General features: G+C 73.1%; 19 protein-coding genes. 14 read left to right on the plus strand and 5 right to left on the minus strand.

What is annotated here, in order from left to right; translation table 11 throughout:
- Positions 1-279: 279 nt before the first annotated feature.
- The 3 genes from ACZ7JA_RS10170 to ACZ7JA_RS10180 are packed head-to-tail and all read left to right on the plus strand — an operon-like array spanning position 280 to position 3331.
- Entirely contained in the window at positions 280-1317 is a 1038-nt protein-coding gene (locus ACZ7JA_RS10170; protein ID WP_470807869.1) for a DUF5819 family protein, read from the plus strand.
- Positions 1314-2561 (plus strand): HTTM domain-containing protein, encoded by a 1248-nt coding sequence (locus ACZ7JA_RS10175; protein ID WP_450750100.1) that lies wholly within the window; start codon positions 1314-1316, stop codon positions 2559-2561. Before ACZ7JA_RS10170 ends, ACZ7JA_RS10175 begins: the two co-directional genes overlap by 4 nt.
- On the plus strand, positions 2558-3331 hold the full coding sequence (locus tag ACZ7JA_RS10180; RefSeq protein WP_470807870.1) for a TrmH family RNA methyltransferase: 774 nt from the start codon (positions 2558-2560) through the stop codon (positions 3329-3331). Before ACZ7JA_RS10175 ends, ACZ7JA_RS10180 begins: the two co-directional genes overlap by 4 nt.
- Here ACZ7JA_RS10180 and paaN read toward each other — a convergent pair.
- Positions 3328-5034 carry a phenylacetic acid degradation protein PaaN gene (gene paaN / locus ACZ7JA_RS10185; protein ID WP_351661977.1) on the minus strand — a complete coding sequence of 569 codons (1707 nt, stop codon included), beginning with the start codon at positions 5032-5034 and terminating at the stop codon, positions 3328-3330. The genes ACZ7JA_RS10180 and paaN overlap by 4 nt on opposite strands.
- 160 nt (positions 5035-5194) lie before the next feature.
- Between paaN and ACZ7JA_RS10190 the strand changes: the two genes are divergently transcribed.
- On the plus strand, positions 5195-6709 hold the full coding sequence (locus tag ACZ7JA_RS10190) for a 3-hydroxyacyl-CoA dehydrogenase (RefSeq protein ID WP_389300357.1): 1515 nt from the start codon (positions 5195-5197) through the stop codon (positions 6707-6709).
- Positions 6706-7293, plus strand: a complete 588-nt coding sequence (locus ACZ7JA_RS10195; RefSeq protein WP_351661983.1) for a TetR/AcrR family transcriptional regulator — start codon at positions 6706-6708, stop codon at positions 7291-7293. The genes ACZ7JA_RS10190 and ACZ7JA_RS10195 overlap by 4 nt, the downstream gene beginning before the upstream one ends.
- Positions 7294-7400: 107 nt before the next feature.
- On the opposite strand, the gene ACZ7JA_RS10200 is transcribed toward ACZ7JA_RS10195, so the two are convergent.
- Positions 7401-7898, minus strand: coding sequence for an Lrp/AsnC family transcriptional regulator (locus ACZ7JA_RS10200; protein WP_389300360.1), 498 nt, complete (start codon positions 7896-7898; stop codon positions 7401-7403).
- Between the two features lie 175 nt (positions 7899-8073).
- On the opposite strand from ACZ7JA_RS10200, the gene pdhA reads away from it, so the two are divergent.
- Genes pdhA through ACZ7JA_RS10235 form a run of 7 tightly spaced genes read left to right on the plus strand, consistent with a single transcriptional unit; the run spans position 8074 to position 15980 of the window.
- Complete coding sequence (pdhA, locus tag ACZ7JA_RS10205) at positions 8074-9219, plus strand: pyruvate dehydrogenase (acetyl-transferring) E1 component subunit alpha (protein ID WP_470807871.1); 1146 nt, start codon at positions 8074-8076, stop codon at positions 9217-9219.
- The gene (locus ACZ7JA_RS10210) at positions 9216-10220 is read left to right on the plus strand and encodes an alpha-ketoacid dehydrogenase subunit beta (RefSeq protein WP_470807872.1); all 1005 of its coding nucleotides are present in this window, start codon (positions 9216-9218) and stop codon (positions 10218-10220) included. The genes pdhA and ACZ7JA_RS10210 overlap by 4 nt, the downstream gene beginning before the upstream one ends.
- A complete protein-coding gene (locus tag ACZ7JA_RS10215) occupies positions 10220-11554 on the plus strand; it encodes a dihydrolipoamide acetyltransferase family protein (protein ID WP_389448779.1) in 1335 nt (444 codons plus the stop codon). Before ACZ7JA_RS10210 ends, ACZ7JA_RS10215 begins: the two co-directional genes overlap by 1 nt.
- A gap of 46 nt (positions 11555-11600) precedes the next feature.
- Positions 11601-12512, plus strand: coding sequence for an NTP transferase domain-containing protein (locus ACZ7JA_RS10220; RefSeq protein WP_351661995.1), 912 nt, complete (start codon positions 11601-11603; stop codon positions 12510-12512).
- Positions 12509-13858 carry a molybdopterin molybdotransferase MoeA gene (locus tag ACZ7JA_RS10225; protein ID WP_393432294.1) on the plus strand — a complete coding sequence of 450 codons (1350 nt, stop codon included), beginning with the start codon at positions 12509-12511 and terminating at the stop codon, positions 13856-13858. The genes ACZ7JA_RS10220 and ACZ7JA_RS10225 overlap by 4 nt, the downstream gene beginning before the upstream one ends.
- A complete protein-coding gene (locus tag ACZ7JA_RS10230) occupies positions 13855-14952 on the plus strand; it encodes a potassium channel family protein (protein ID WP_351662000.1) in 1098 nt (365 codons plus the stop codon). Before ACZ7JA_RS10225 ends, ACZ7JA_RS10230 begins: the two co-directional genes overlap by 4 nt.
- A gap of 47 nt (positions 14953-14999) precedes the next feature.
- Positions 15000-15980, plus strand: a complete 981-nt coding sequence (locus ACZ7JA_RS10235) for an NAD(P)H-quinone oxidoreductase (protein ID WP_351662003.1) — start codon at positions 15000-15002, stop codon at positions 15978-15980.
- A 49-nt stretch (positions 15981-16029) separates the two neighbouring features.
- Here the strand turns inward: ACZ7JA_RS10235 and ACZ7JA_RS10240 are convergent, their stop codons facing one another.
- Positions 16030-16629 carry a hypothetical protein gene (locus tag ACZ7JA_RS10240; RefSeq protein ID WP_470807873.1) on the minus strand — a complete coding sequence of 200 codons (600 nt, stop codon included), beginning with the start codon at positions 16627-16629 and terminating at the stop codon, positions 16030-16032.
- Positions 16630-16793: 164 nt separating this feature from the next.
- On the opposite strand from ACZ7JA_RS10240, the gene ACZ7JA_RS10245 reads away from it, so the two are divergent.
- Positions 16794-17333, plus strand: coding sequence for a bacterial proteasome activator family protein (locus tag ACZ7JA_RS10245; RefSeq protein ID WP_389300894.1), 540 nt, complete (start codon positions 16794-16796; stop codon positions 17331-17333).
- Positions 17334-17454: 121 nt separating this feature from the next.
- Here the strand turns inward: ACZ7JA_RS10245 and ACZ7JA_RS10250 are convergent, their stop codons facing one another.
- Positions 17455-19071: a Stk1 family PASTA domain-containing Ser/Thr kinase gene (locus ACZ7JA_RS10250; protein WP_351662009.1), complete on the minus strand. Its 1617-nt coding sequence runs from the start codon at positions 19069-19071 to the stop codon at positions 17455-17457.
- Between the two features lie 343 nt (positions 19072-19414).
- Here ACZ7JA_RS10250 and ACZ7JA_RS10255 point away from each other — a divergent pair, with 343 nt between their 5' ends.
- Complete coding sequence (locus ACZ7JA_RS10255; RefSeq protein ID WP_351662012.1) at positions 19415-20998, plus strand: protein kinase domain-containing protein; 1584 nt, start codon at positions 19415-19417, stop codon at positions 20996-20998.
- 81 nt (positions 20999-21079) lie between these two features.
- Here the strand turns inward: ACZ7JA_RS10255 and ACZ7JA_RS10260 are convergent, their stop codons facing one another.
- The gene (locus ACZ7JA_RS10260; protein WP_470807874.1) at positions 21080-22123 is read right to left on the minus strand and encodes a phosphotransferase; all 1044 of its coding nucleotides are present in this window, start codon (positions 22121-22123) and stop codon (positions 21080-21082) included.
- Between the last annotated feature and the right edge of the window lie 106 nt (positions 22124-22229).

The following is a 22229-nucleotide window of genomic DNA, read 5'->3' on the forward strand; positions in this document are numbered from 1 at the left end:
CCCGCCGACGTCCTGTGGACGACGTGCCGGACGACGCCGGGTGCCCCTTCCGGGCGAGGTCCCCGCGCAGGTCGCCGGACGGTCCCGGGCAGGTTCCACGGCGGACCCGCACGGACGACGTGGTGATGGCCACGGCCTCCGATGGTTCCCCGGGGCTGCGCCCGGTGGGCACGGCTGAGTACCGTTCCGTGCGGGCGCCGAGCGGTGGCGCCCGTGAACCATGCGGCGCCTGTGGCGGGCGGCCGTACGACGTCGGCGGAAATCGGGGATCGGGGCGGAATGGACGCGTACGACGAGGATTCGCACGACCGGCGGGGGCCGGACGGGTCGAAGGGGGCGCGTCTCCCGGACGACGGCGCACTCGGCCACGAGCCGCCGGGCGCCGACGGGCAGGACGGCGGCCCCTCGGCCACCGGTGCGGCCACGGACGAGCCACTGGCCCAAGGCGCGGAGGGGAAGCCGGCCGAAGGTGTGGAGACGAAGCCGGCCGAAGGCAGGGAAGGCGAGCCGGCCGACGACGCGGTGGGCGACGAGCCGGCCGTGGGCAAGGACGCGGACGAGTCCTCGGCCGTCGGCCCGCATCCGGCCGGGCGGCCGCTCGCGGCCCCGGGCCTCGACGCCGACGCCGACGCCGACGCCGAGCAGGCGGTGGCCCCGACCGCTCCGCCCCGTACCGGCGTCGCCGCCCTCTCCCCCCGTTACCAGTTCGGAGCGGCGGTGGCGCTCGCGGCCGTCGCCGTCACCGCCTGCGTGCACCTGGGGATGGTGTTCCTGAGCCTCGCGCCCGCGAACACGGTGACCAAGCAGCACGGCAAGGCGATCGAGGACTGGGTGTACCCGGAGTTCGAGCAGAACTGGAAGCTGTTCGCCCCCAATCCGTTGCAGCAGAACATAGCCGTGCAGGTCCGCGCCGAGGTGCGGATGAAGGACGGTGACCTGCGGACCACCGGCTGGCGGGACCTCTCCGCGCGCGACGGCGCCGCGATCGACGGCAACCTGCTGCCGAGCCACACCCAGCAGAACGAGCTGCGCCGCGCCTGGGACTTCCTCGTCGCCACGCACGGCACGGACAACCGGCCGGTGGGCCTGCGGGGCGCGCTGTCCGAGACCTACATGCGCCGGATCGTGACGATGCGCCTGAACAAGGAGGACGCGATCGGCCGCGAGGGAGTGGTCCAGCGCGTGCAGGTCCGATCCCGCACCACCAATGTGCAGCCGCCCGTGTGGAGCCGAGAACGGTTCTCCAGCAAGCCCGTCTACCGCGTACTGCCCTGGTGGACCGTGACCGCCGACGAGGCCGCGGGAGGTGTGGCGTGAACAGTCTTTCCCTGACGCTCTCGCGGGGCATCGCCCGCGTCACCGAGTCGGCGCTCGGCCGGTACCAGAGCGCCGTGATCCGCATCGGCTTCTCCGCAACCTGGCTGCTGTTCCTGCTGCGTGAGTTCCCCCATCGCCGGGAGATGTACGGGCCCGACGGCCCCTGGGGCTGGGACCTCGGCCGGCAGCTCACCGACGAGAACCACGCCTTCACGGCCCTGAGGTGGTCCGGCGCGGGCGCCTGGTTCGAGATCTTCTACGTGCTGGCGATCCTCGCCACGGCGGCGCTGCTGCTCGGCTGGCGCACCCGGACCGCCTCCGTGCTGTTCATGGTGGGCGTGCTGTCCCTGCAGAACCGCAGCGTCTTCATGGGCGACGGCGGCGACAACGTCCTGCATCTGATGGCCTTCTACCTGGTGTTCACCCGCTGCGGTCAGGTGTGGTCGCTCGACGCCCGGCGGGCGCACCGCGAGGCCGCGGCACGCGCGCGTGGAGAGCGGGTCCGCCCCGACCGGCTGGGGCCGGTGCTGTGGGCGGTGCTGGGCCTGGTGCTCGCCGGTGTGACGCTGACGGGCCTGCTGTTCGACAACGGCTGGCTGGTGCCGTCGCTGCTGTGGACGGTCTGGGCCGTGCTCGGCCTGTGGGCGGCGGTACGGCGTTGGGCGAGGTCCGAGGAGCCGCGGATCCTGCTGGACGTGATCGCCAACGTGCTGCACAACGCCGCTCTGTTCGTGATCATGGCCGAGGCCTGCCTGATCTACGCGACGGCCGGCTGGTACAAGATCCAGGGCTCCCGCTGGCAGGACGGCACCGCCGTCTACTACCCGCTCCACCTGGACTACTTCTCGCCCTGGCCGGCCCTGGCCGACCTGATGTCCTCCAGCGGCACGATCATGATGGTCGTCACCTACGGCACGGTCATGGTGCAGGTCGCCTTCCCGTTCACGCTGTTCAACCGGCGGGTGAAGAACGTCCTGCTGGTGCTGATGATGCTCGAGCACGCGGTGATCGCGGTCGTCCTCGGGCTGCCGTTCTTCTCGCTGGCCATGATCACGGCGGACGCCGTCTTCCTGCCGACGTCCGTACTGCTGCTGATCGGCGGCTGGGCGGCACGCGCGCGCGAGCGGATGGTGCGGCGCGGCCGGGACGGGGACACCGTGCTGCCGGGGCCGCGCGCCTCCGGGGAGAGCGACCCGGCGCCGGCCGAGGAGCCCGCGCCCGGCCGCGTAGGGTTCAGCGCATGACCGATCCCCTGGCCGGCTGGCGTGCGAGCGCCGGTACCGCCGTGCTGCTGGACGGCTTCCACGCCCTCAAGCACGCGCTGCGCTTCGGCGCCCGGGTACCGGTGGCGGTCACCCCCGACCGACGGGCGGCCCTCGCCCTCGCCGAGGAGCTGGCCGGGGACGTCAGGGACACCCTGGACGAGCTGCTGACCGAGGTGCCCCAGGCGACGTACGCCTCGCTTGTGCCCCGGCCCCATCCCACCGGGGTGGCGGCGCTGGCCGTGCGGCCGTCCCGGGAGGCCAATCTGCGCTCGCTGGCCCGTACGCCCCGCCCGGCGCCCGTCGTGGTCCTCGACAACCCGCGCAACCTCGGCAACGCGGGCGCCGTGATCCGGCTGGCCGCCGGTTTCGGGGCGGCCGGGGTGGTCACCACGGGCACGCTCGACCCCTGGCATCCCACCGTGGTGCGCGGCGGTGCGGGGCTGCACTTCGCGACGGCGGTGGAGCGGCTCGGCGTAGACGAGCTCCCCGCCGGGCCGCTGTTCGCCCTCGACCCGGAGGGCGAGGACATCCGGGGCGTCACGCTGCCCGACGACGCCGTGCTGGCCTTCGGCTCGGAGCGCAGCGGCCTGTCGCCGGAGGTGCGCGAGCGGGCCGACCGTCTGCTGGCGCTGCCGATGCGGCCGCAGGTCTCCAGTTACAACCTGGCCACCAGTGTGGCCATGACGCTGTACCACTGGAGTGCCACCGGGGGCGCGGCGACGGCGCCCCCGGTGGTCACGGAGTCCTAGGCCTCGCGGCGGACCTCCACCACCCGGAAGCGGTTGGCCACGAACGCGCCGTCGGTGAGGGCCGCGTTCGCCGCCGGGTTGCCGCCCGAGCCGTGGAAGTCGGAGAAGGCGGCCGTCTGGTTGACGTACACCCCACCGGTCAGGTTGAGCGACAGCTGGGCGGCCTCCTCCAGGCAGACCTCCTCAATGGCCCGCTCGGCCTCCGGGTCGGTGGTGTACGCGCCGACTGTCATCGCGCCCTTCTCGCGGACCGTGCGGCGCAGCAGCTCCACAGCGTCGGCCACCGAGTCGACCGCGACGGCGAAGGAGACGGGGCCGAAGCACTCGCTCATGTAGGCGGCCTCGTCCTCCGTCCCTTCCCAGAACTTCCGCGCGCCGTCCAGCTTGACGATCACCGGGGTGCGGACCACCGCGCCCGGGAAGTCCGGGTTGGTGATCTCCCGGGAGGCCAGGGCGACCTCGCCGAGGCCGGCGGCCGCCTCCAGTCGGGCCTTCACGTCCGGGTTGACGATCGCGCCCAGCAGGGCGTTCGCCCGGGCGTCGTCGCCGAGCAGGCCGTCGACGGCGCGGGCGAGGTCGGCGGTCACCTCGTCGAAGGTCTTGTGGCCCTGGTCGGTGCGGATGCCGTCCCGCGGGATCAGCAGGTTCTGCGGGGTCGTGCACATCTGGCCGCTGTACAGGGACAGCGAGAAGGCCAGGTTGGAGAGCATGCCCTTGTAGTCGTCGGTGGACTCCACGACGACCGTGTTGACGCCGGCCTTCTCCGTGTAGACCTGCGCCTGGCGGGCGTTGGCCTCCAGCCAGTCGCCGAAGGACGTCGACCCCGTGTAGTCGATGATGCGGATCTCGGGGCGGGTGGCGAGGGTCTTGGCGATGCCCTCGCCGGGGCGCTCGGCGGCCAGTGCCACGAGGTTCGGGTCGAATCCGGCCTCGGTGAGCACCTCCCGCGCGATCCGCACGGTCAGCGCGAGCGGCAGTACCGCGTGCGGGTGCGGCTTGACCAGGACCGCGTTGCCGGTGGCCAGCGAGGCGAACAGACCCGGGTAGCCGTTCCAGGTCGGGAAGGTGTTGCAGCCGATGACCAGGCCGATGCCGCGCGGGACGGGCGTGAACCGCTTGGTCAGCGCGAGCGGGTCGCGCTTGCCCTGCGGCTTGGTCCACTCGGCGGCGTCGGGGGTGCGGACCTGCTCCACGTACGCGTACGCCACCGCTTCCAGGCCGCGGTCCTGGGCGTGCGGGCCGCCTGCCTGGAGCGCCATCATGAAGGCCTGCCCGCTGGTGTGCATGACCGCGTGCGCGAACTCGTGCGTCCGGTCGCTGATCCGCTTGAGGATCTCCAGGCAGACCACCGCGCGCGTCTCCGCGCCCGCGTCGCGCCAGGCGCGCTGTCCGGCCTTCATCGCCGGCAGCAGCACGTCGGGGTCGGCGTGCGGGTAGGTCACGCCGAGCTCGATGCCGTAGGGCGAGACCTCGCCGCCGACCCAGTCGTCCGTGCCGGGCTGGCCGAGATCGATGCGGGTGCCGAGGACGGCGTCGAAGGCGGCCTTGCCGGCCGCCGCGTCCAGGCTGCCCTGCTCCCCGTACGCCTTGGGGTGCTCGGGGTGCGGGGACCAGTACGCGCGCGTGCGGATCGCTTCCAGGGCCTGGTCCAGCGTGGGCCGGTGCCTGGCGATCAGGTCGTGCGCGGTCAGTTCGGCGGCCATGCGGGACCAACTCCTCGTCTCAGGAACTCTTCCTCGAGTTCATGACCTGGGCGGAAACAGAGGCAGGAACGGGCGGACAGGGCTAGAGTAACCGAACGATCGGTCGGGACAAGGGGGCCTGCCGCATCTGTGGACAACCCCGTGCGGGAGGATCGCGCACATGACAGCACTCGACCTCAGCAGCCCCGTGGCCGTCGTCGGCACCGGCACCATGGGCCAGGGCATCGCCCAGGTCGCGCTGGTGGCCGGCCACCCCGTGCGGCTCCACGACGCCCTGCCCGGGCGGGCTCGGGAGGCGGCCGACGCGATCGGCGCCCGCCTCGACCGGCTCGTGGAGAAGGACCGGCTCACCGCCGCCGAGCGGGACGCGGCCCGTGCCCGGCTGACCCCAGCCGAGAGCCTCGCCGAGCTGGCCGACTGCGCGCTGGTCGTGGAGGCGGTCCTGGAGCGGCTGGAGGTCAAGCAGCGGCTCTTCGGCGAGCTGGAGGACATCGTCTCCGAGGACTGCCTGCTCGCCACCAACACCTCCTCGCTGTCGGTGACGGCCATCGGCGGCGCCCTGCGCAACCCGGGCCGTTTCCTGGGCCTGCACTTCTTCAACCCGGCCCCGCTGCTGCCGCTGGTCGAGGTCGTCTCCGGGTTCGCCACCGACGTCACGTCGGCCACGCGCGCGTACGAGACCGCGCGTGCCTGGGGCAAGATCCCGGTGGCGTGCGCGGACACCCCCGGTTTCATCGTCAACCGCATCGCCCGGCCGTTCTACGCCGAGGCGTTCGCGGTGTACGAGGCCCAGGCGGCCGACCCCGCCACCATCGACGCCGTCCTGCGTGAGAGCGGCGGCTTCCGGATGGGCGCGTTCGAGCTGACCGACCTGATCGGGCAGGACGTCAACGAGTCCGTCACCCACTCGGTGTGGCAGTCCTTCTTCCAGGACGTCCGCTTCGCGCCCTCCCTCGCCCAGCGCCGCCTGGTGGAGTCCGGCCGCCTCGGCCGCAAGGCGGGGCACGGCTGGTACGACTACGCCGAGGGCGCCGAGCGCCCCGAGCCGCACACCGCCGAGAAGCGGCAGCCGCCCGCCCACGTCACCGCGGAGGGCGGACTCGGCCCCGCTGCCGAGCTGCTCACCATGATCCGCGAGGCGGGCATCCAGGTCCGCGAGGAGGACGAGGACCACGGCACCCGCCTGGTGCTGCCGAGCGGCGGCCAGCTGGTGCTCGCCGACGGCCAGACCTCCGTGGAGTTCCGCGACGTCGTCTACTTCGATCTCGCCCTCGACTACCGCCGGGCCACCCGCATCGCCCTGTCCGCCTCCCAGGACACCTCGCCGGCGACCCTGGCCGAGGCCACCGGCCTCTTCCAGGCGCTCGGCAAGGACGTCAGCGTCATCGGCGACGTCCCCGGAATGATCGTCGCCCGTACGGTCGCCCGGATCGTGGACCTCGCCCACGACGCCGTCGCCAAGGGCGTGGCCACCGAGGAGGACATCGACACCGCGATGCGCCTGGGCGTCAACTACCCGCTGGGCCCCTTCGAGTGGAGCCGCAGGCTCGGCCGCGGCTGGGCCTACGACCTCCTGGACGACCTGCACCTGCGCGACCCCTCCGGCCGTTACGCGCCGTCCCTCGCGCTCTACCGTCACGCGTACGCCACCGACAAGCGGGAGGGCACCCCATGACCACCGCCAAGCGCGACACGTACACCCCCGAGACGCTGCTCTCGGTCGCCGTGCAGGTCTTCAACGAGCGCGGTTACGACGGCACCTCCATGGAGCACCTGTCCCGGGCCGCGGGCATCTCCAAGTCGTCGATCTACCACCACGTCAGCGGCAAGGAGGAGCTGCTGCGGCGGGCCGTCAGCAGGGCGCTGGACGGACTGTTCGGGATCCTCGAGGAGGAGCCCGCGCGCGTGGGGCGGTCCGCCGACCGGCTGGAGCACGTGGTGCGGCGCATGGTCGAGGTGCTCATATCGGAGCTGCCGTACGTGACGCTGCTGCTGCGGGTGCGCGGCAACACCGAGACCGAGCGCTGGGCGCTGGAGCGGCGCCGCGACTTCGACCACCGGGTCGCCGCCCTGCTGAAGGCCGCGGCCGCCGACGGGGACGTACGCGCCGACGTGGAGGGGCGCCTGGCCACCCGTCTGGTCTTCGGAATGATCAACTCCATCGTGGAGTGGTACCGGCCCGACAGCCGGGGCGTCAGCGGCCGCGAGGTGGCCGACGCCGTGGTCCGGCTCGCCTTCTCGGGCCTGCGGCAGGCCTGATCTCCGGGCCCGAGCCCGCCGGGCCGCTCCCGGCGCCACGCCCCCGCCTGCCTCCGGCTCCGAGCCCCCGGCTCCGAGCCCGGGTCCGCCGCCCGCGCGTCCGGTGATCAGGCCTCCGGCTCGGTGTCCTCCTCCTCGAACACCAGCAGCGTGCGGGTGCTGAGCACCTCCGGGATCGCCTGGAGCCGGGTGAGCACCAGCTCGCGCAGCGTCCTGTTGTCCGGCGTGTGCACCAGCAGCAGGACGTCGAAGTCGCCGCCCACCAGGGCGATGTGCGAGGCGCCGGGCAGCTGCCTGAGCTGTTCGCGGACCGTGCGCCAGGTGTTCTGGACGATCTTCAGCGTGATGTACGCGGAGGTGCCGTGACCCGCCCGTTCGTGGTCCACCCGGGCGCTGAACCCCCTGATCACCCCGTCGTCGATCAACCGGTTGATGCGGGCGTAGGCGTTGGCCCGGGAGACGTGGACGCGTTCGGCGACGGACCGTATGGAGGCGCGGCCGTCCGCCTGCAGGATCTTCAGGATGTCCTGGTCGATCGCGTCCAGCGGGCGGGCCGGCGGGACGGCGCCGTCCTGCGGCCCGTCGGCCATTTGTTCAGCTGCCATGTCCCCCCGCTTCACCGCCGTGGACGTCCTGCATTCATTGCAGGTTGTGGAGAACCGTTTGTCCACAGCCTGCCGGGGCCTGTAGCCAAAATGTGCCGGCGACCGAACAATCGGTAGGTGAGGCGGGTCACAGCCGACACGCCTCCCGTAGCCGCTCCCACGAGGAGGTGCCGTCATGACGGTCATGGAGCAGCGAGGCGCGTACCGGCCATCGCCGCCGCCCGCCTGGCAGCCCCGCATGGACCCCGCGCCGCTGCTGCCCGACGCCGAGCCATACCGCGTCCTCGGCACCGAGGCGGCCGCGAAGGCCGATCCGGACCTGCTGCGCCGGCTGTACGCCCAGCTGGTGCGCGGCCGCCGCTACAACACCCAGGCCACCGCGCTGACCAAGCAGGGGCGCCTCGCCGTCTACCCCTCCACCACCGGCCAGGAGGCCTGCGAGGTCGCCGCCGCCCTGGCCCTGGAGGAGCGCGACTGGCTGTTTCCCAGTTACCGCGACACCCTCGCCGTCGTCGCCCGGGGCGTGGACCCGGTCGAGGTGCTCACGCTGCTGCGCGGCGACTGGCACAACGGCTACGACCCCCGGACCCACCGGGTGGCCCCGCTCAGCACCCCGCTGGCCACCCAGCTCCCGCACGCCGTCGGCCTCGCGCACGCCGCCCGCCTCAAGGGCGACGACGTGGTCGCGCTGGCCATGGTCGGCGACGGCGGCACCAGCGAGGGCGACTTCCACGAGGCCCTGAACTTCGCCGCCGTCTGGCAGGCGCCGGTGGTGTTCCTGGTGCAGAACAACGGCTTCGCCATCTCCGTCCCGCTCGCCAAGCAGACCGCGGCGCCCTCCCTGGCCCACAAGGCCGTCGGCTACGGCATGCCGGGCCGGCTGGTCGACGGCAACGACGCGGCCGCCGTGCACGAGGTCCTCGGCGACGCCGTACGGCGGGCGCGCGCGGGCGGCGGACCCACCCTGGTGGAGGCGGTGACCTACCGCATCGACGCGCACACCAACGCCGACGACGCCACCCGTTACCGCGGTGACTCGGAGGTCGAGGCCTGGCGGGCGCACGACCCGGTCAAGCTGCTGGAGCGGGAACTCACCGCGCGCGGCCTGATCGACGACGCCGGCCTCGAGGCCGCTCGGCAGGAGGCCGAGAAGATGGCCGCCGACCTGCGGGAACGCATGAACCAGGACCCCGAGCTCAACCCCATGGACCTCTTCGACCACGTCTACGCCGAGACCACCACGCAACTGCGCGAACAGCGCGCCCAGCTGCGCGCCGAGCTCGAGGCCGAGCAGGACGACCAGGAAGGCGACCTTCGATGACCACCGTCGCCGTCAAGCCCGCCACCATGGCGCAGGCCCTCACCCGCGCCATGCGCGACGCGATGGCCGCCGACCCCAGCGTGCACGTCCTGGGCGAGGACGTCGGCACCCTCGGCGGGGTCTTCCGGGTCACCGACGGGCTCGCCAAGGAGTTCGGCGAGGACCGCTGCACCGACACCCCGCTCGCCGAGGCGGGCATCCTCGGCACCGCCGTCGGCATGGCCATGTACGGCCTGCGCCCGGTGGTGGAGATGCAGTTCGACGCCTTCGCCTACCCGGCGTTCGAGCAGTTGATCAGCCATGTCTCCCGGATGCGCAACCGCACGCGCGGCAGGATGCCCCTGCCGATCACCGTCCGGGTGCCCTACGGCGGCGGCATCGGCGGCGTCGAGCACCACAGCGACTCCTCCGAGGCCTACTACATGGCCACTCCCGGCCTGCACGTCGTCACCCCGGCGACGGTCTCCGACGCCTACGGGCTACTGCGCCAGGCCATCGCCTCCGACGACCCGGTCGTGTTCCTGGAACCCAAGCGGCTGTACTGGTCGAAGGACTCCTGGAACCCCGAGCAGCCCACGGAGGTGGAGCCCGTCGGGCGTGCGGTGGTCCGGCGGCCCGGCACCAGCGCGACGCTCATCACCTACGGCCCGTCCGTGCCGGTCTGCCTGGAGGCCGCCGAGGCCGCCCGGGCCGAGGGCTGGGACCTCGAGGTCCTCGACCTGCGTTCCCTGGTCCCCTTCGACGACGAGACGGTCTGCGCGGCGGTGCGGCGCACCGGACGCGCCGTCGTCGTGCACGAGTCGACCGGGTTCGGCGGCCCGGGCGGCGAGATCGCGGCCCGGGTCACCGAGCGCTGCTTCCACCACCTGGAGGCCCCGGTGCTGCGGGTGGCCGGCTTCGACCTCCCCTATCCGCCGCCCATGCTGGAGCGGCACCACCTGCCCGGTGTCGACCGCATCCTGGACGCCGTAGGCCGCCTGCAGTGGGAGGCCGAGGGCTGATGGCACAGGTGCTGGAGTTCAAGCTGCCCGACCTCGGCGAGGGTCTCACCGAGGCGGAGATCGTCCGCTGGCTGGTGCGGGTCGGCGACGTCGTCGCCATCGACCAGCCCGTCGTGGAGGTCGAGACGGCCAAGGCGATGGTCGAGGTCCCCTGCCCCTACGGCGGCGTGGTCACCGCGCGTTTCGGCGAGGAGGGGACCGAACTGCCCGTCGGCGCACCGCTGCTGACGGTCGCGGTGGGCCCCGCGACGACCGGCGAGGAGGCCGGCTCGGGCAATGTGCTGGTCGGCTACGGCACCTCCGAGGCCCCGGCCCGGCGGCGCAGGGTGCGCGCGTCCGGCGCGAACGGGCACGCGAAGCAGGCCGTTCGGACACCGCCCGCCCCCGCCCCCGCCCCCGCGCCCGAGGCCGCTTCCGGGAGCGCGTCGGCCTCCGGTCCCGTCGAGGGCCCGGTGCCCGTGATCTCCCCGCTGGTGCGCCGGCTCGCCCGGGAGGGCGGTCTCGACCTGCGGGAGCTGACCGGTTCGGGGCCCGAGGGGCTGATCCTGCGCGCCGACGTCGAGAACGCCCTGCGCGCCAAGGCCGCACCCGTACCCGGGACGGCGGAGCCCGCCACCCGGGTCTCTCCGGGCGCACCGGCCCGCGACGGAATCCGCGTTCCCCTCAAGGGCGTCCGCGGCGCCGTCGCCGACAAGCTCTCCCGCAGCCGCCGGGAGATCCCCGACGCCACCTGCTGGGTCGACGCGGACGCGACGGAACTGATGCGCGCGCGAGCCGCGATGAACGCCGCCGGAGGGCCGAAGATCTCGCTCCTGGCGCTCCTCGCCCGCATCTGCACCGCCGCCCTCGCCCGGCACCCGGAGCTGAACTCCTACGTCGACACCGAGGCCCGCGAGGTCGTCCGGCTCGAGCAGGTGCACCTCGGGTTCGCCGCGCAGACCGAACGGGGACTGGTCGTCCCGGTCGTGCGGGACGCCCACGCGCGCGACGCCGAGTCGCTGACCGCGGAGTTCGCGCGGCTCACCGAGTCCGCCCGGACCGGCACGCTCACCCCGGGTGAACTCACCGGCGGCACCTTCACGTTGAACAACTACGGCGTCTTCGGTGTCGACGGCTCCACCCCGATCATCAACCACCCCGAGGCGGCCATGCTCGGCGTGGGCCGGATCGTCCCCAAGCCGTGGGTGCACGAGGGCGAACTGGCCGTGCGCCAGGTCGTGCAGCTCTCCCTCACCTTCGACCACCGGGTGTGCGACGGCGGCACGGCGGGCGGCTTCCTGCGGTACGTCGCGGACTGCGTGGAGCAGCCGGCGGTGCTGCTGCGCACCATGTGACCCACGCCCGGTCCATGAGGAGGACCTGAGAGGACATACTCGGGGGGTGACCGAGAACACCCCCGCCGCACCCGGGACCGCCGCGCCGTACGACGCCGTCGTGCTGGCCGGCGGTGCCGCCCGGCGGCTCGGCGGAGCCGACAAGCCCGCGGTACGGGTCGGCGGCCGGGCGCTGCTCGACCGGGTGCTCACGGCCTGCGCCGGCGCGGCCACGACCGTCGTCGTCGCCGGCGCCCGCCCCACCGCACGGCCGGTGCGCTGGGCGCGCGAGGAACCGTCCGGCGGCGGCCCCGTGGCCGCGCTGGAGGCAGGGCTGCGGCTGACCACCGCCGAATACGCCGCGGTCCTCTCCGCCGATCTGCCGTTCCTCGAAGCGGCCACGCTGGAGCGGCTGTTGGCGGTCCTGCGGGACACCGGCGCCGACGGAGCGATGCTCACCGACGCCGAGGGCCGGGACCAGCCGCTCGTGGCGGCCTACCGCACCGCCGCACTGCGCCGTGAACTGGCCGCCCTCGCCGCCGGGCACGGCGGTCTCACGGGGCTGCCTCTGCGCCGGCTGACCGGCGCCCTTCAGCTCACCCGCGTCCCGGACCCGCTCGCGTCGTTCGACTGCGACACCTGGGACGACATCGCCGACGCCAGGGCACGCATCAGGGAGCATGGGCACGTGTTGGATGAATGGATCTCCGCAGTCAAGGACGAGCTGGGCATCGACCTGGACGTCGACACCGGTCTCCTGCTCGACCTGGCCCGCGACGCCGCACACGGCGTGGCCCGGCCGGCCGCGCCGCTGACCACCTTCCTCGTCGGCTACGCCGCCGCCCGGGCCGAGGGCGGCCCGGAAGCCGTCGCGGAGGCCGCCCGCAAGGCCGCCGCGCTGGCGCTGCGCTGGGAGGAAGAGAACAGCGGCGGCGGCCAGGAAGGCGCCGGTGGCGCCCCCGCCCCGGACCCGCGATGACCCCCGGCACCCGGGCCGGAGCGCCCGCCGAGGACAGTGACGACCTCGACGTGGAGGAGGCCCTGGCCCTCGTGAGGGAACCCAAGGAGACCGGTGCCCCCGCCGCGCCCGCCGCCGCCCCCGACGAGCGGCGCCACGAGCGGCACCGGGCCACCGCCTGGCCCCGGGCACGCGAGATCGCCGCCCGCGCCGCCCGCTCCGGCAGCCGCCGCACCCCCGTCTCCGTCCCCCTGGCCGAGGCCCTGGGCCTGGTCCTCGCCGCCCCTCTCGACGCGCTCACCGACCTGCCCTCCTTCGACACCTCCGCGATGGACGGCTGGGCGGTCGCCGGACCCGGTCCCTGGGCCGTGCGGGCACAGGGCGTGCTCGCCGGCCACGCGCTGCCCGAGCCGCTCACCGACGGCGAGGCGGTCCGCATCGCCACCGGCGCCCGTGTCCCGGCCGACACCACCGCCGTGCTGCGCACCGAACACGGCCGTACGGACGCCCAGGACCGGCTGCACGCCACCCGTGAGATGAACCACGGCCAGGACATCCGCCCCCGCGGCCAGGAGTGCCGCGGTGGCGACCAGCTGCTCCCGGTCGGCACCCTCGTCACCCCCGCAGTGCTGGGCCTCGCGGCGGCCGCGGGGTACGACACCGTCACCGCGGTCGCCCGCCCCCGCGTCGAAGTGCTCGTCCTGGGAGACGAGTTGCTCACCGAGGGGCGCCCGCACGACGGACTGATCCGGGACGCCCTCGGCCCCATGCTGCCGCCCTGGCTGCGCGCGATGGGCGCCGATGTCATCGGCGTACGCCGGCTGGGAGACGACGCCAAGGTCCTGCACAAGGCGCTCACCGGCTCCCGGGCCGATCTCGTCGTCACCACCGGCGGCACCGCCGCCGGTCCCGTCGACCATGTCCACCCCACCCTGGAGCGCATGGGCGCCGAACTCCTCGTCGACGGCGTGAAGGTGCGTCCCGGCCACCCCATGCTGCTGGCCCGCACCAAGGAGAACCAGCACCTCGTCGGTCTGCCCGGCAACCCTCTCGCGGCCGTCTCCGGCCTGCTCACGCTCGCCGAGCCGCTGCTGCGCACTCTCGCCGCCCGCCCGGCCCCGGAGCCGTACACGCTGGCTCTCGCCGAAGCGGTGCACGGGCATCCGTACGACACCCGGCTGGTCCCCGTGGTGCTGCGCGGCGACCGTGCCCTGCCGCTGCACTACAACGGCCCGGCCATGCTGCGCGGGATCGCCGCCGCCGACGCGATGGCGGTCGTGCCGCCGGGCGGAGCACAGCAGGGGGAGGAGACGGAGCTGCTGGACCTGCCGTGGGCGGCGGCCGGAATCGGGGTGTGTTTCACGTGAAACTTCCGGGTCATGACGCCATCGCCCGCCGTGCGGACGAGCACCTGGTGGCCCAGCGGGTACAGCTCCCGAGGACGGTGGTGGAGCGCCCGATCCGCCAGGTGGCCAAACGGCTGCTCATGGCCCTGTTGGTGCTGGTCGCCACGGCGCTCGTCGTCTACGCGGACCGCGACGGCTACCACGACAACTCCGACGGTCCCGTTGACCTGCTGGACGCGTTCTACTACGCGACCGTCACCCTCTCGACCACCGGATACGGCGACATCACCCCGGTCAGCGACAGCGCCCGGCTCACCAACATCTTCGTCATCACGCCCCTGCGGGTGCTGTTCCTGATCATCCTGGTCGGCACCACGCTGGAGGTCCTCACCGAACGCACCCGGGAGGAATGGCGCCTGAACCGCTGGAGGTCCACCTTGCGCGACCACACCGTCGTCATCGGCTACGGCACCAAGGGGCGGTCGGCCATCCAGACCGTCTGCGCCACCGGCCTGAGGGCAGAGCAGGTGGTCGTGGTCGACCCCAGTTCCAAGGCGGTCGACGCCGCGACGGCCGAGGGCTACGCGGGCGTCATAGGCGACGCCACCCGCAGTGATGTGCTCAGGCGGGCCGAGGTGCACAAGGCGCGGCAGATCATCGTCGCCCCGCAGCGCGACGACACCGCCGTGCTGGTCACCCTGACCGCCAGGCAGCTCAACCGGAGCGCGAAGATCGTGGCCGCGGTCCGGGAGGAGGAGAACGCCCCGCTGCTCAAGCAGTCGGGCGCCGACGCGGTCATCACCAGTTCCGGTGCGGCCGGCCGGCTGCTCGGCCTCTCCGTGCTCAGCCCGGCCGCCGGCATGGTGATGGAGGACCTGATCCAGCAGGGCAGCGGTCTCGACATCATGGAACGGCCCGTGGTGCGGGCCGAGGTGGGCAAGGGCCCGCGTGAGACCGACGACCTCGTGGTCAGCGTGGTGCGCGGGCACCGGGTGCTCGGCTACGACGATCCGTCCATCGGCTCGCTGCAGCTGACGGACCGCCTGATCACCATCGTCCGCGTGAGCCCGGGCGCCCACGTCACCCCGCATCACCGTCCGCTGCCGAGCGACTGAGCGGGCCTGCGCCGGGGTTGGCGCCGGTGAGGAGTAGCGTCACGGTCATGCATGCGATCACGATTCCCGAACCTGGTGGGCCCGAGGCGCTGGTGTGGGACGAGGTCCCCGACCCCGTGCCCGGCGAGGGCGAAGTTCTGGTCGAGGTGGTGGCCAGCGCCGTCAACCGTGCCGACATCATGCAACGGCAGGGCTTCTACGACCCGCCGCCGGGCGCGTCCCCGTATCCCGGCCTGGAGTGCTCCGGAAGGATCGCCGCGCTCGGCCCCGGGGTCTCCGGCTGGGCCGTGGGCGACGAGGTCTGCGCGCTGCTCGCGGGCGGCGGATACGCGCAGAAGGTCGCCGTGCCCGCCGGGCAGCTGCTGCCCGTGCCCGAGGGCGTCGAGCTGAGGCAGGCGGCCGCGCTGCCCGAGGTGGTCTGCACCGTCTGGTCCAACGTCTTCATGGTCGCCCATCTGCGTCCGGCCGAGACCCTGCTGGTCCACGGCGGTTCCAGCGGTATCGGCACCATGGCCGTCCAGCTGGCCAAGGCCGTCGGGGCCAGGGTGGCGGTGACCGCCGGCACGAAGGAGAAGCTGGACTACTGTGCCGGGCTGGGCGCGGACGTCCTGATCAACTACCGCGAGCAGGACTTCGTGGCCGAGATCAAGCAGGCCACGGACGGTGCGGGCGCCGATGTCATCCTCGACAACATGGGCGCCAAGTACCTGAACCGCAACGTCCAGGCCCTCGCCGTCAACGGCCGGCTCGCGATCATCGGCATGCAGGGCGGGGTCAAGGGCGAGCTGAACATCGGTACGTTGCTGAGCAAGCGGGCCGCGATCAGCGCGACCTCGCTGCGGGCCCGCCCGCTGAGTGAGAAGGCCGCGATCGTGGCCGCCGTACGCGAGCACGTGTGGCCGCTGCTGAGCGAGGGGCACATCCGTCCGGTCGTGGACCGCGAGCTGCCGATGCCGGAGGCGGCCGAGGCACACCGGGTGGTGGAGGAGAGCGGCCACATCGGCAAGGTGCTGCTGGTCGCGCCGTAACCGTACGGCCGCCCCCGCCACCGGCTCGCGGTCCGACCGGTCGAGCCGGTCAGCTACGGCGGATCCGCAGACCCAGGAACGCCAGCCCCAGTCCGAGACCGACGAGGACCAGTCCGGTCCCCAGCGGCAGGATCTTCAGCGTCGGCTCGGCGGGGGCGGCGGCCCGGCGGACGTTCTGGTCCGCGGTCTGCCGAGGGGGCCGGGCGGGGTCCAGCCCGGCCTCCTCGGGCGGCGCGGACGCCGTCGGGGTGCCGGCCGGGATGTCGGCGGTCTCCGGCTCCTGCGGATCGAAGGGGTCGGGAGCCCCGGTCACCGTCCCGGAGCCGTCGTCGCCCTCCTCCTCGGCGACCGGCCCGTCCGGGCGGCCGGGGCGCATCCGGTCCTCGCCCGCCCTGCTCCCGGCCCGGGACGGCTCGGCGGCCGGATCGGAGTGGCCGTGGGGGCGGGACGCCGAGTGCGAAGCGGCCGGCGAGGCGGAGGCCAGAGCGGCCGGGGTGACCGGTGAGGTGATCGGCGCCGCGGGCGCGGGTGGGTCCGGTGGCGCCGCCTGCGCGCCGTACGCGGGGGCGGCGCCGTACACCGGCACCGCCGCCACGAGGGCGAGCAGCAGTGGTACGAGGCGGAGCGTGAGACGCAGCCATGAAGTCACTTCGGTGACCTCCCGGAGCCCAGTCGTCGAACTTCGACGCAAGACAGCCTCACATCGTGGGGCACAGCGGGCATTCCGGATTGCGCCGTCGGAGCTAAAGGGTGGATCTGCCCCATGAGGGGGCAGCACGGTGATGAGGTGAGGGCGTGCGAGACAATGGCGGCATGGAGATGCCGAGGAACGAACGGTCGCCGGAAAATCCCCAGATCCTGGTCGTGGGCCAGGACGGCATGGCGATCGGCGGCGGGGACGAGGACTCCCGTGAGACGCCGGTGACGGACCAGGTCGAACAGCCGGCCAAGGTGATGCGGATCGGCAGCATGATCAAGCAGCTGCTCGAAGAGGTCCGGGTCGCTCCCCTCGACGAGGCCAGCCGGGCCCGGCTCAAGGACATCCACCGCAGCTCGGTGAAGGAGCTGGAGGACGGTCTGGCGCCGGAGCTGGTGGAGGAGCTGGAACGGCTGTCGCTGCCGTTCACCGACGACACGACCCCGAGCGACGCGGAACTGCGTATCGCGCAGGCCCAGTTGGTGGGCTGGCTGGAGGGCCTGTTCCACGGCATCCAGACCACGCTGTTCGCCCAGCAGATGGCGGCGCGCGCACAGCTCGAGCAGATGCGCCGGGCGCTGCCGCCGGGTGTGGGCGGTCACGAGGGCGGTGACGACCCGCGCACGGGCGGCCGTTCGGGCGGCCCCTACCTGTAGGGCCGCCGGGCGGTCCGAGCGGCCAGGAGGGACAGCAGGGCCCGGCGGTGTTCCGCCGGGCCCTTACGCATGGCACCGGTCAGGCCTGGGGCGCCTGCGCGTCACCGGGCGGGCGCCCGCGTCACTGCGCGGGATAACCCGTCGAGACGCTCAGCTCGATCTCCGGCATGTTCTTGGGATCGAGGTTGGTCCCCTGGGAGGGGAACTGGTCGAGGACGGTGCCGTCGCCCCAGGTGTTGTTGTCCTCTTTCTTGATCTTGTACTGCCAGCCGGCGGCCTGGAAGCACGACTTCACGGAGTCGATGTTCTTGAACCGGAAGTCCGGGAGCTCGATCTTCTTCTCGTCGTTGTACGACTCCTCCGGCTCCGTGCAGTCGGTCTCCTTGACCGTCCGCGACGTGTCCGGACCCCGGTAGCCCGCCCCGTGGGCCGACGCGGAGGCGGTGGGGTCGTTGCCGCCCTTGTCGTCGGTGCCGCCGCCGTTCACGGTCAGCGCGACGACCAGGCCGACGACCGCGACGAGGGACACCACGATGGAGCCGATGATCACCGGCTTGTTGCTCTTGCCGTCGCCCCCGCCGGAGGACTGCACGGCCGTCTGGGGCGTGATGTTGTACGGCGGCGGGGTCGAGGGGGTCTGCTGCCCGTACGCCGCGGGCGTCTGGTAGCCGCCCTGCTGGGGATAGCCGTACGCCGGGGTGGGCGCCGGGGTGCCGTACGGGTTCGGCTGGTACGGCGTCTGCACCGGGCCGGTGGGCGCCGGGGCCGTCTGGTCGACGGGCGGGAACACCGTGGCGCCCACACCCGCTCCGCTCTGCGTCGGACCGGCGCCCGGCACGATGCTGGGCGGCGCGGCGTGCAGCGAGGCGGCGACACGGAGGCACTCGTCGCGCATGGACTCTGCGGTCGGGAAGCGCTCGTTCGGGTTCTTCTTCAGCGCGCGGGCGATCAGCGCGTCCACCGCGGGCGGCAGCGCGCGGTTGATCGAGGAGGCCGCGACCGGCGTCTCCTGCACGTGCGCGTAGGCGATCGCCAGCGGGGAGTCCGCGTCGAACGGCAGCCGCCCGGTCACGAGCTGGAACAGCATGATGCCGACCGAGTACAGGTCGGAGCGGGCGTCCACGCCCCGGCCGAGGGCCTGCTCGGGCGAGAGGTACTGCGGGGTGCCGACGACCATGCCGGTCTGGGTCATGGAGGTGACGCCGGACTGCATGGCGCGGGCGATGCCGAAGTCCATGACCTTGACCACGCCGCGCTTGGTCATCATCACGTTGCCCGGCTTGATGTCGCGGTGGACCAGGCCCATCTCGTGGCTGATCTCCAGCGCCGCCAGCACGTCCGCGGTGATCTTCAGCGCCTTGTCGGCGGGCATCGCGCCGGCCTGCCGGACGTCCTCCTCGAGGACCGAGCCGAGCGGGCGGCCCTCGACGTACTCCATGACGATGTACGGCATCGTCGCGCCGTCCAGCGCGTCCTCGCCGGTGTCGAAGACGGAGACGATGTTGGTGTGCGTGAGCTTGGCCACGGACTGGGCCTCGCGCCGGAACCGCTCCCGGAAGGCCTGCTCCCGGCCCAGCTCGGAGTGCAGGGTCTTGATCGCCACTTGGCGGTCGAGCACGGTGTCGTAGGCCAGGTGAACCGAGGCCATGCCGCCCTGCCCCAGCAGGTCGCGCAGCTGGTAGCGCCCGCCGGCCAGCGCCCGCCCCGCGTACCGCTCCTGTGCGCCGTCCTGGCTCATCTCTCCGCGTCCCCCACTGGCCGTCCGGCGCCGTCGCTGGGCGAACATGCCTTGATCGAATGTCCCATTCCCGGCCAAGTCTGCCCGAGGGCACTGACACGTCAAGCTCGGTGCCCGTTCCGTGACCGTACGCGAAAGAAGCGTCGCGCAAGCGTTACAGCGGACGTACGAGCAGTGCACAGAATTTGCACGAGAGCGCGTGCTAGGGGTTTCATGACCGGTCCGTCTCGGGCCGGTTCCGGTTCCGGTTCCGGACCGGAGGCGGACGCGGAGGCTGTAGCGTGGCCGACGGAGACCGTAACAACACCGCGCGCACCGCGGGCAGAAACGACGGCGAGGACCGATGGCACAGACGCACAGCGCCCAGGGCCCGTCCGACCCCGAGGCGACTGGCGGCGGCATGTCAGAGACGCCGGAGATGTGGGGCAACGGCGGGCTCGTCGGCGACGGCCGGTACCGGCTGACCCATCGGCTGGGCCGGGGCGGCATGGCCGAGGTCTTCGCGGCCGAGGACGTCCGGCTCGGCCGTACCGTCGCGGTCAAGCTGCTCCGCGCCGACCTGGCCGAGGACCCGGTCTCCAAGGCCCGCTTCACGCGCGAGGCCCAGTCGGTCGCCGGGCTGAACCACCACGCGATCGTCGCCGTGTACGACTCCGGCGAGGACGTCGTGGGCGGCCAGTCGGTGCCGTACATCGTGATGGAGCTGGTCGAGGGCCGCACCATCCGCGACCTGCTGCTCAACGCCGAGGCGCCGGGTCCCGAGCAGGCCCTGATCATCGTGTCCGGGGTGCTGGAGGCGCTCGCCTACTCGCATCAGCACGGCATCGTGCACCGCGACATCAAGCCGGCCAACGTCATCATCACCGACAACGGCGCCGTGAAGGTGATGGACTTCGGCATCGCCCGCGCGCTGCACGGCGCGTCGACGACGATGACGCAGACCGGCATGGTGATGGGTACCCCGCAGTACCTCTCGCCCGAGCAGGCGCTCGGCAAGGCCGTCGACCACCGCTCCGACCTGTACGCGACCGGCTGCCTGCTGTACGAGCTGCTCTCCCTGCGGCCCCCGTTCACCGGTGAGACCCCGCTGTCGGTGGTCTACCAGCACGTCCAGGACATCCCCACCCCGCCCTCGGAGGCCTCGGACGCCTGCCCGCCGGAGCTGGACGGCCTGGTCATGCGTTCGCTCGCCAAGGAGCCCGACGACCGGTTCCAGACCGCCGAGGAGATGCGCGGCCTGATCCAGTACAGCCTGCAGATGCTGTACGAGCAGGGCGGCCACACCGGCACCTGGAACACCGGGCCGGTGGCCGCGCACGACGGCCGGAACGCCGCGGCGGCCGGATTCGCGGGTACGGCCGTGATGCAGCACCCCGGCGACTTCGGCGCCGGCACCGCGCAGATTCCGCAGCCGATCCTGCCCGGCGGGTACGGGAGCGGGGACGAGGGCGGCTTCGAGGGGCACGGCAACCGGGGCAGCGGCCGCGGCAAGCTGTGGATCCTCGCCGTGCTCGCCGTGATCGCCATCGCGGCCGGAGTCGCGCTGGCGCTCAACCACAACAACGACGGCAGCGGCGGCGGGACCACTCCGACGCCGACCCACTCCAAGACCACGAAGGACGAGACGGCCTCCGAGTCGCCGTCCGACGACAACACGGACCAGCCCTCGGACCCGTCCACCGACAACGGGACGGACAACGGCAGCGGCTCCAACTGGGGGACCCCGTCGTACACCCCGTCGTACACGCCCTCGCAGCCGGCCACCGACGACCCGAGCGAGGAGCCGTCGGACCCGGAGCCGTCCCAGTCGCCGCCGACGGATCCGACGGACGGCGGCACGGACGCGGGGACCACGGACGGCACCGACGGCGGCGCCACGGAGGGCTCGGACGGGGGCGTCACCCCGTCGGCCCCGGTGTCGCCCTGAGGCGCTGTCGCTGAACCACTTCCGCGCGCGGGCGGGCCACGGCTCACCCGCGCGCGTGACGTCGTCCCGTCTCCAGGGGCCTCAGCCCGCGAAGGCGTCGCACACCGCCTCGTACTCGCGCGTCCACCACACCGCGAGCGCCGAGGCGGCCGGGAACTGGCAGTCCGCGCGGGTGTCGCCGCGCTCGTAGTGCCAGCGCAGCATCCAGAAGTCGTTCAGCCGCTCCCACCACACCCGGTGCACGGCCGCCGCCAGCTCGGACGGCGTGGCGCGGGCCGCCCGCCGGTACGCGCGCGCGTAGGCCCGCACCTTCGGCAGGTCGAGCGCGCCCGCGGGCCGTACGAAGAAGATCGCGGCGGCGCGCACGGCCTCCTCGGCGCGGGGCTGCACGCCCAGCCGGTCCCAGTCGACGATGGCGGCCGGTCCTTCGTCCGTGTAGAGCAGGTTGAAGGGGTGGAAGTCGCCGTGCACCCAGCCGACCGGGCCGCCGCGCGGCGGGCGCCGGCCGGCGTGCTGCTCCAGCAGGGCGCGGCGTTCCAGGAGCCGGTGGCGGGCGAGCTCGTCGAACGCGTCGGCGGGGCGGTGGCGGCGTACCCGGCCGAGCAGTTCGTCGATCAGGGCGAAGGTGTCGGACGGGTCGGCGCTCTCGACCGGATGCGGGCCGGTCGCCGGACGGATGCGCCCCTTGGGCGGCATCACCCGCTCCAGGCAGGCGTGCACGGCTCCCAGGAGCGCCCCCAGGCGTGCGCTCTCGGAACGGGTGAGCTGGCCGCCGTGGCGGTGCCGTCCGTCGATCCAGGGGTGCAGGGCGTACGCGTGGCCGCCCACGACGGCGACCGTGCGGCCCTCGCGGTGCTCGAGCGGCTGGGCCACTGGGACGCCGAGGTCGGCCAGCCGCTGGGTGGCCCGATGGCGGCGTTCGATGGCGGCCGGGTCGGCGGTGTCCGGATCGAAGTGGTGCTTGAGGAAGTAGCGGCCGCGGGTGGTGCGCACCCGGTAGCCCCGGTTCAGCAGGCCCTCGTCGACGGGTTCGCAGGCGAGGGCCGTACCGGCGGCGTAGAGGCGCAGAAGACGGCCCAGAGGGGGCGCGTGCGGTACAGGGGGTGGTACACATGAGCGCGGCACGCGCCAGATGCTAGGGCAGGAAAAGAACCCGTGAGCTGCGGCTTGTCACGGTCAGTCATCGGTGATCGCATTCGGTCACGGAGTGTGCAGGGGTGGGCCGCGCCAC

This window comes from Streptomyces sp. NPDC038135, from assembly GCF_055601245.1.

Bases quoted from the DNA above. Each gene is read 5' to 3' on its own strand.
- ACZ7JA_RS10180 (WP_470807870.1), top strand. From the start codon at position 2,558: ATGACCGATCCCCTGGCCGGCTGGCGTGCGAGCGCCGGTACCGCCGTG.
- paaN (WP_351661977.1), bottom strand. From the start codon at position 5,034: ATGGCCGCCGAACTGACCGCGCACGACCTGATCGCCAGGCACCGGCCC.
- ACZ7JA_RS10250 (WP_351662009.1), bottom strand. From the start codon at position 19,071: ATGAGCCAGGACGGCGCACAGGAGCGGTACGCGGGGCGGGCGCTGGCC.
- ACZ7JA_RS10225 (WP_393432294.1), top strand. From the start codon at position 12,509: ATGACCCCCGGCACCCGGGCCGGAGCGCCCGCCGAGGACAGTGACGAC.
- ACZ7JA_RS10215 (WP_389448779.1), top strand. From the start codon at position 10,220: ATGGCACAGGTGCTGGAGTTCAAGCTGCCCGACCTCGGCGAGGGTCTC.
- ACZ7JA_RS10245 (WP_389300894.1), top strand. From the start codon at position 16,794: ATGGAGATGCCGAGGAACGAACGGTCGCCGGAAAATCCCCAGATCCTG.
- ACZ7JA_RS10255 (WP_351662012.1), top strand. From the start codon at position 19,415: ATGGCACAGACGCACAGCGCCCAGGGCCCGTCCGACCCCGAGGCGACT.
- ACZ7JA_RS10195 (WP_351661983.1), top strand. From the start codon at position 6,706: ATGACCACCGCCAAGCGCGACACGTACACCCCCGAGACGCTGCTCTCG.
- ACZ7JA_RS10200 (WP_389300360.1), bottom strand. From the start codon at position 7,898: ATGGCAGCTGAACAAATGGCCGACGGGCCGCAGGACGGCGCCGTCCCG.
- ACZ7JA_RS10210 (WP_470807872.1), top strand. From the start codon at position 9,216: ATGACCACCGTCGCCGTCAAGCCCGCCACCATGGCGCAGGCCCTCACC.
- ACZ7JA_RS10170 (WP_470807869.1), top strand. From the start codon at position 280: ATGGACGCGTACGACGAGGATTCGCACGACCGGCGGGGGCCGGACGGG.
- pdhA (WP_470807871.1), top strand. From the start codon at position 8,074: ATGACGGTCATGGAGCAGCGAGGCGCGTACCGGCCATCGCCGCCGCCC.
- ACZ7JA_RS10190 (WP_389300357.1), top strand. From the start codon at position 5,195: ATGACAGCACTCGACCTCAGCAGCCCCGTGGCCGTCGTCGGCACCGGC.
- ACZ7JA_RS10235 (WP_351662003.1), top strand. From the start codon at position 15,000: ATGCATGCGATCACGATTCCCGAACCTGGTGGGCCCGAGGCGCTGGTG.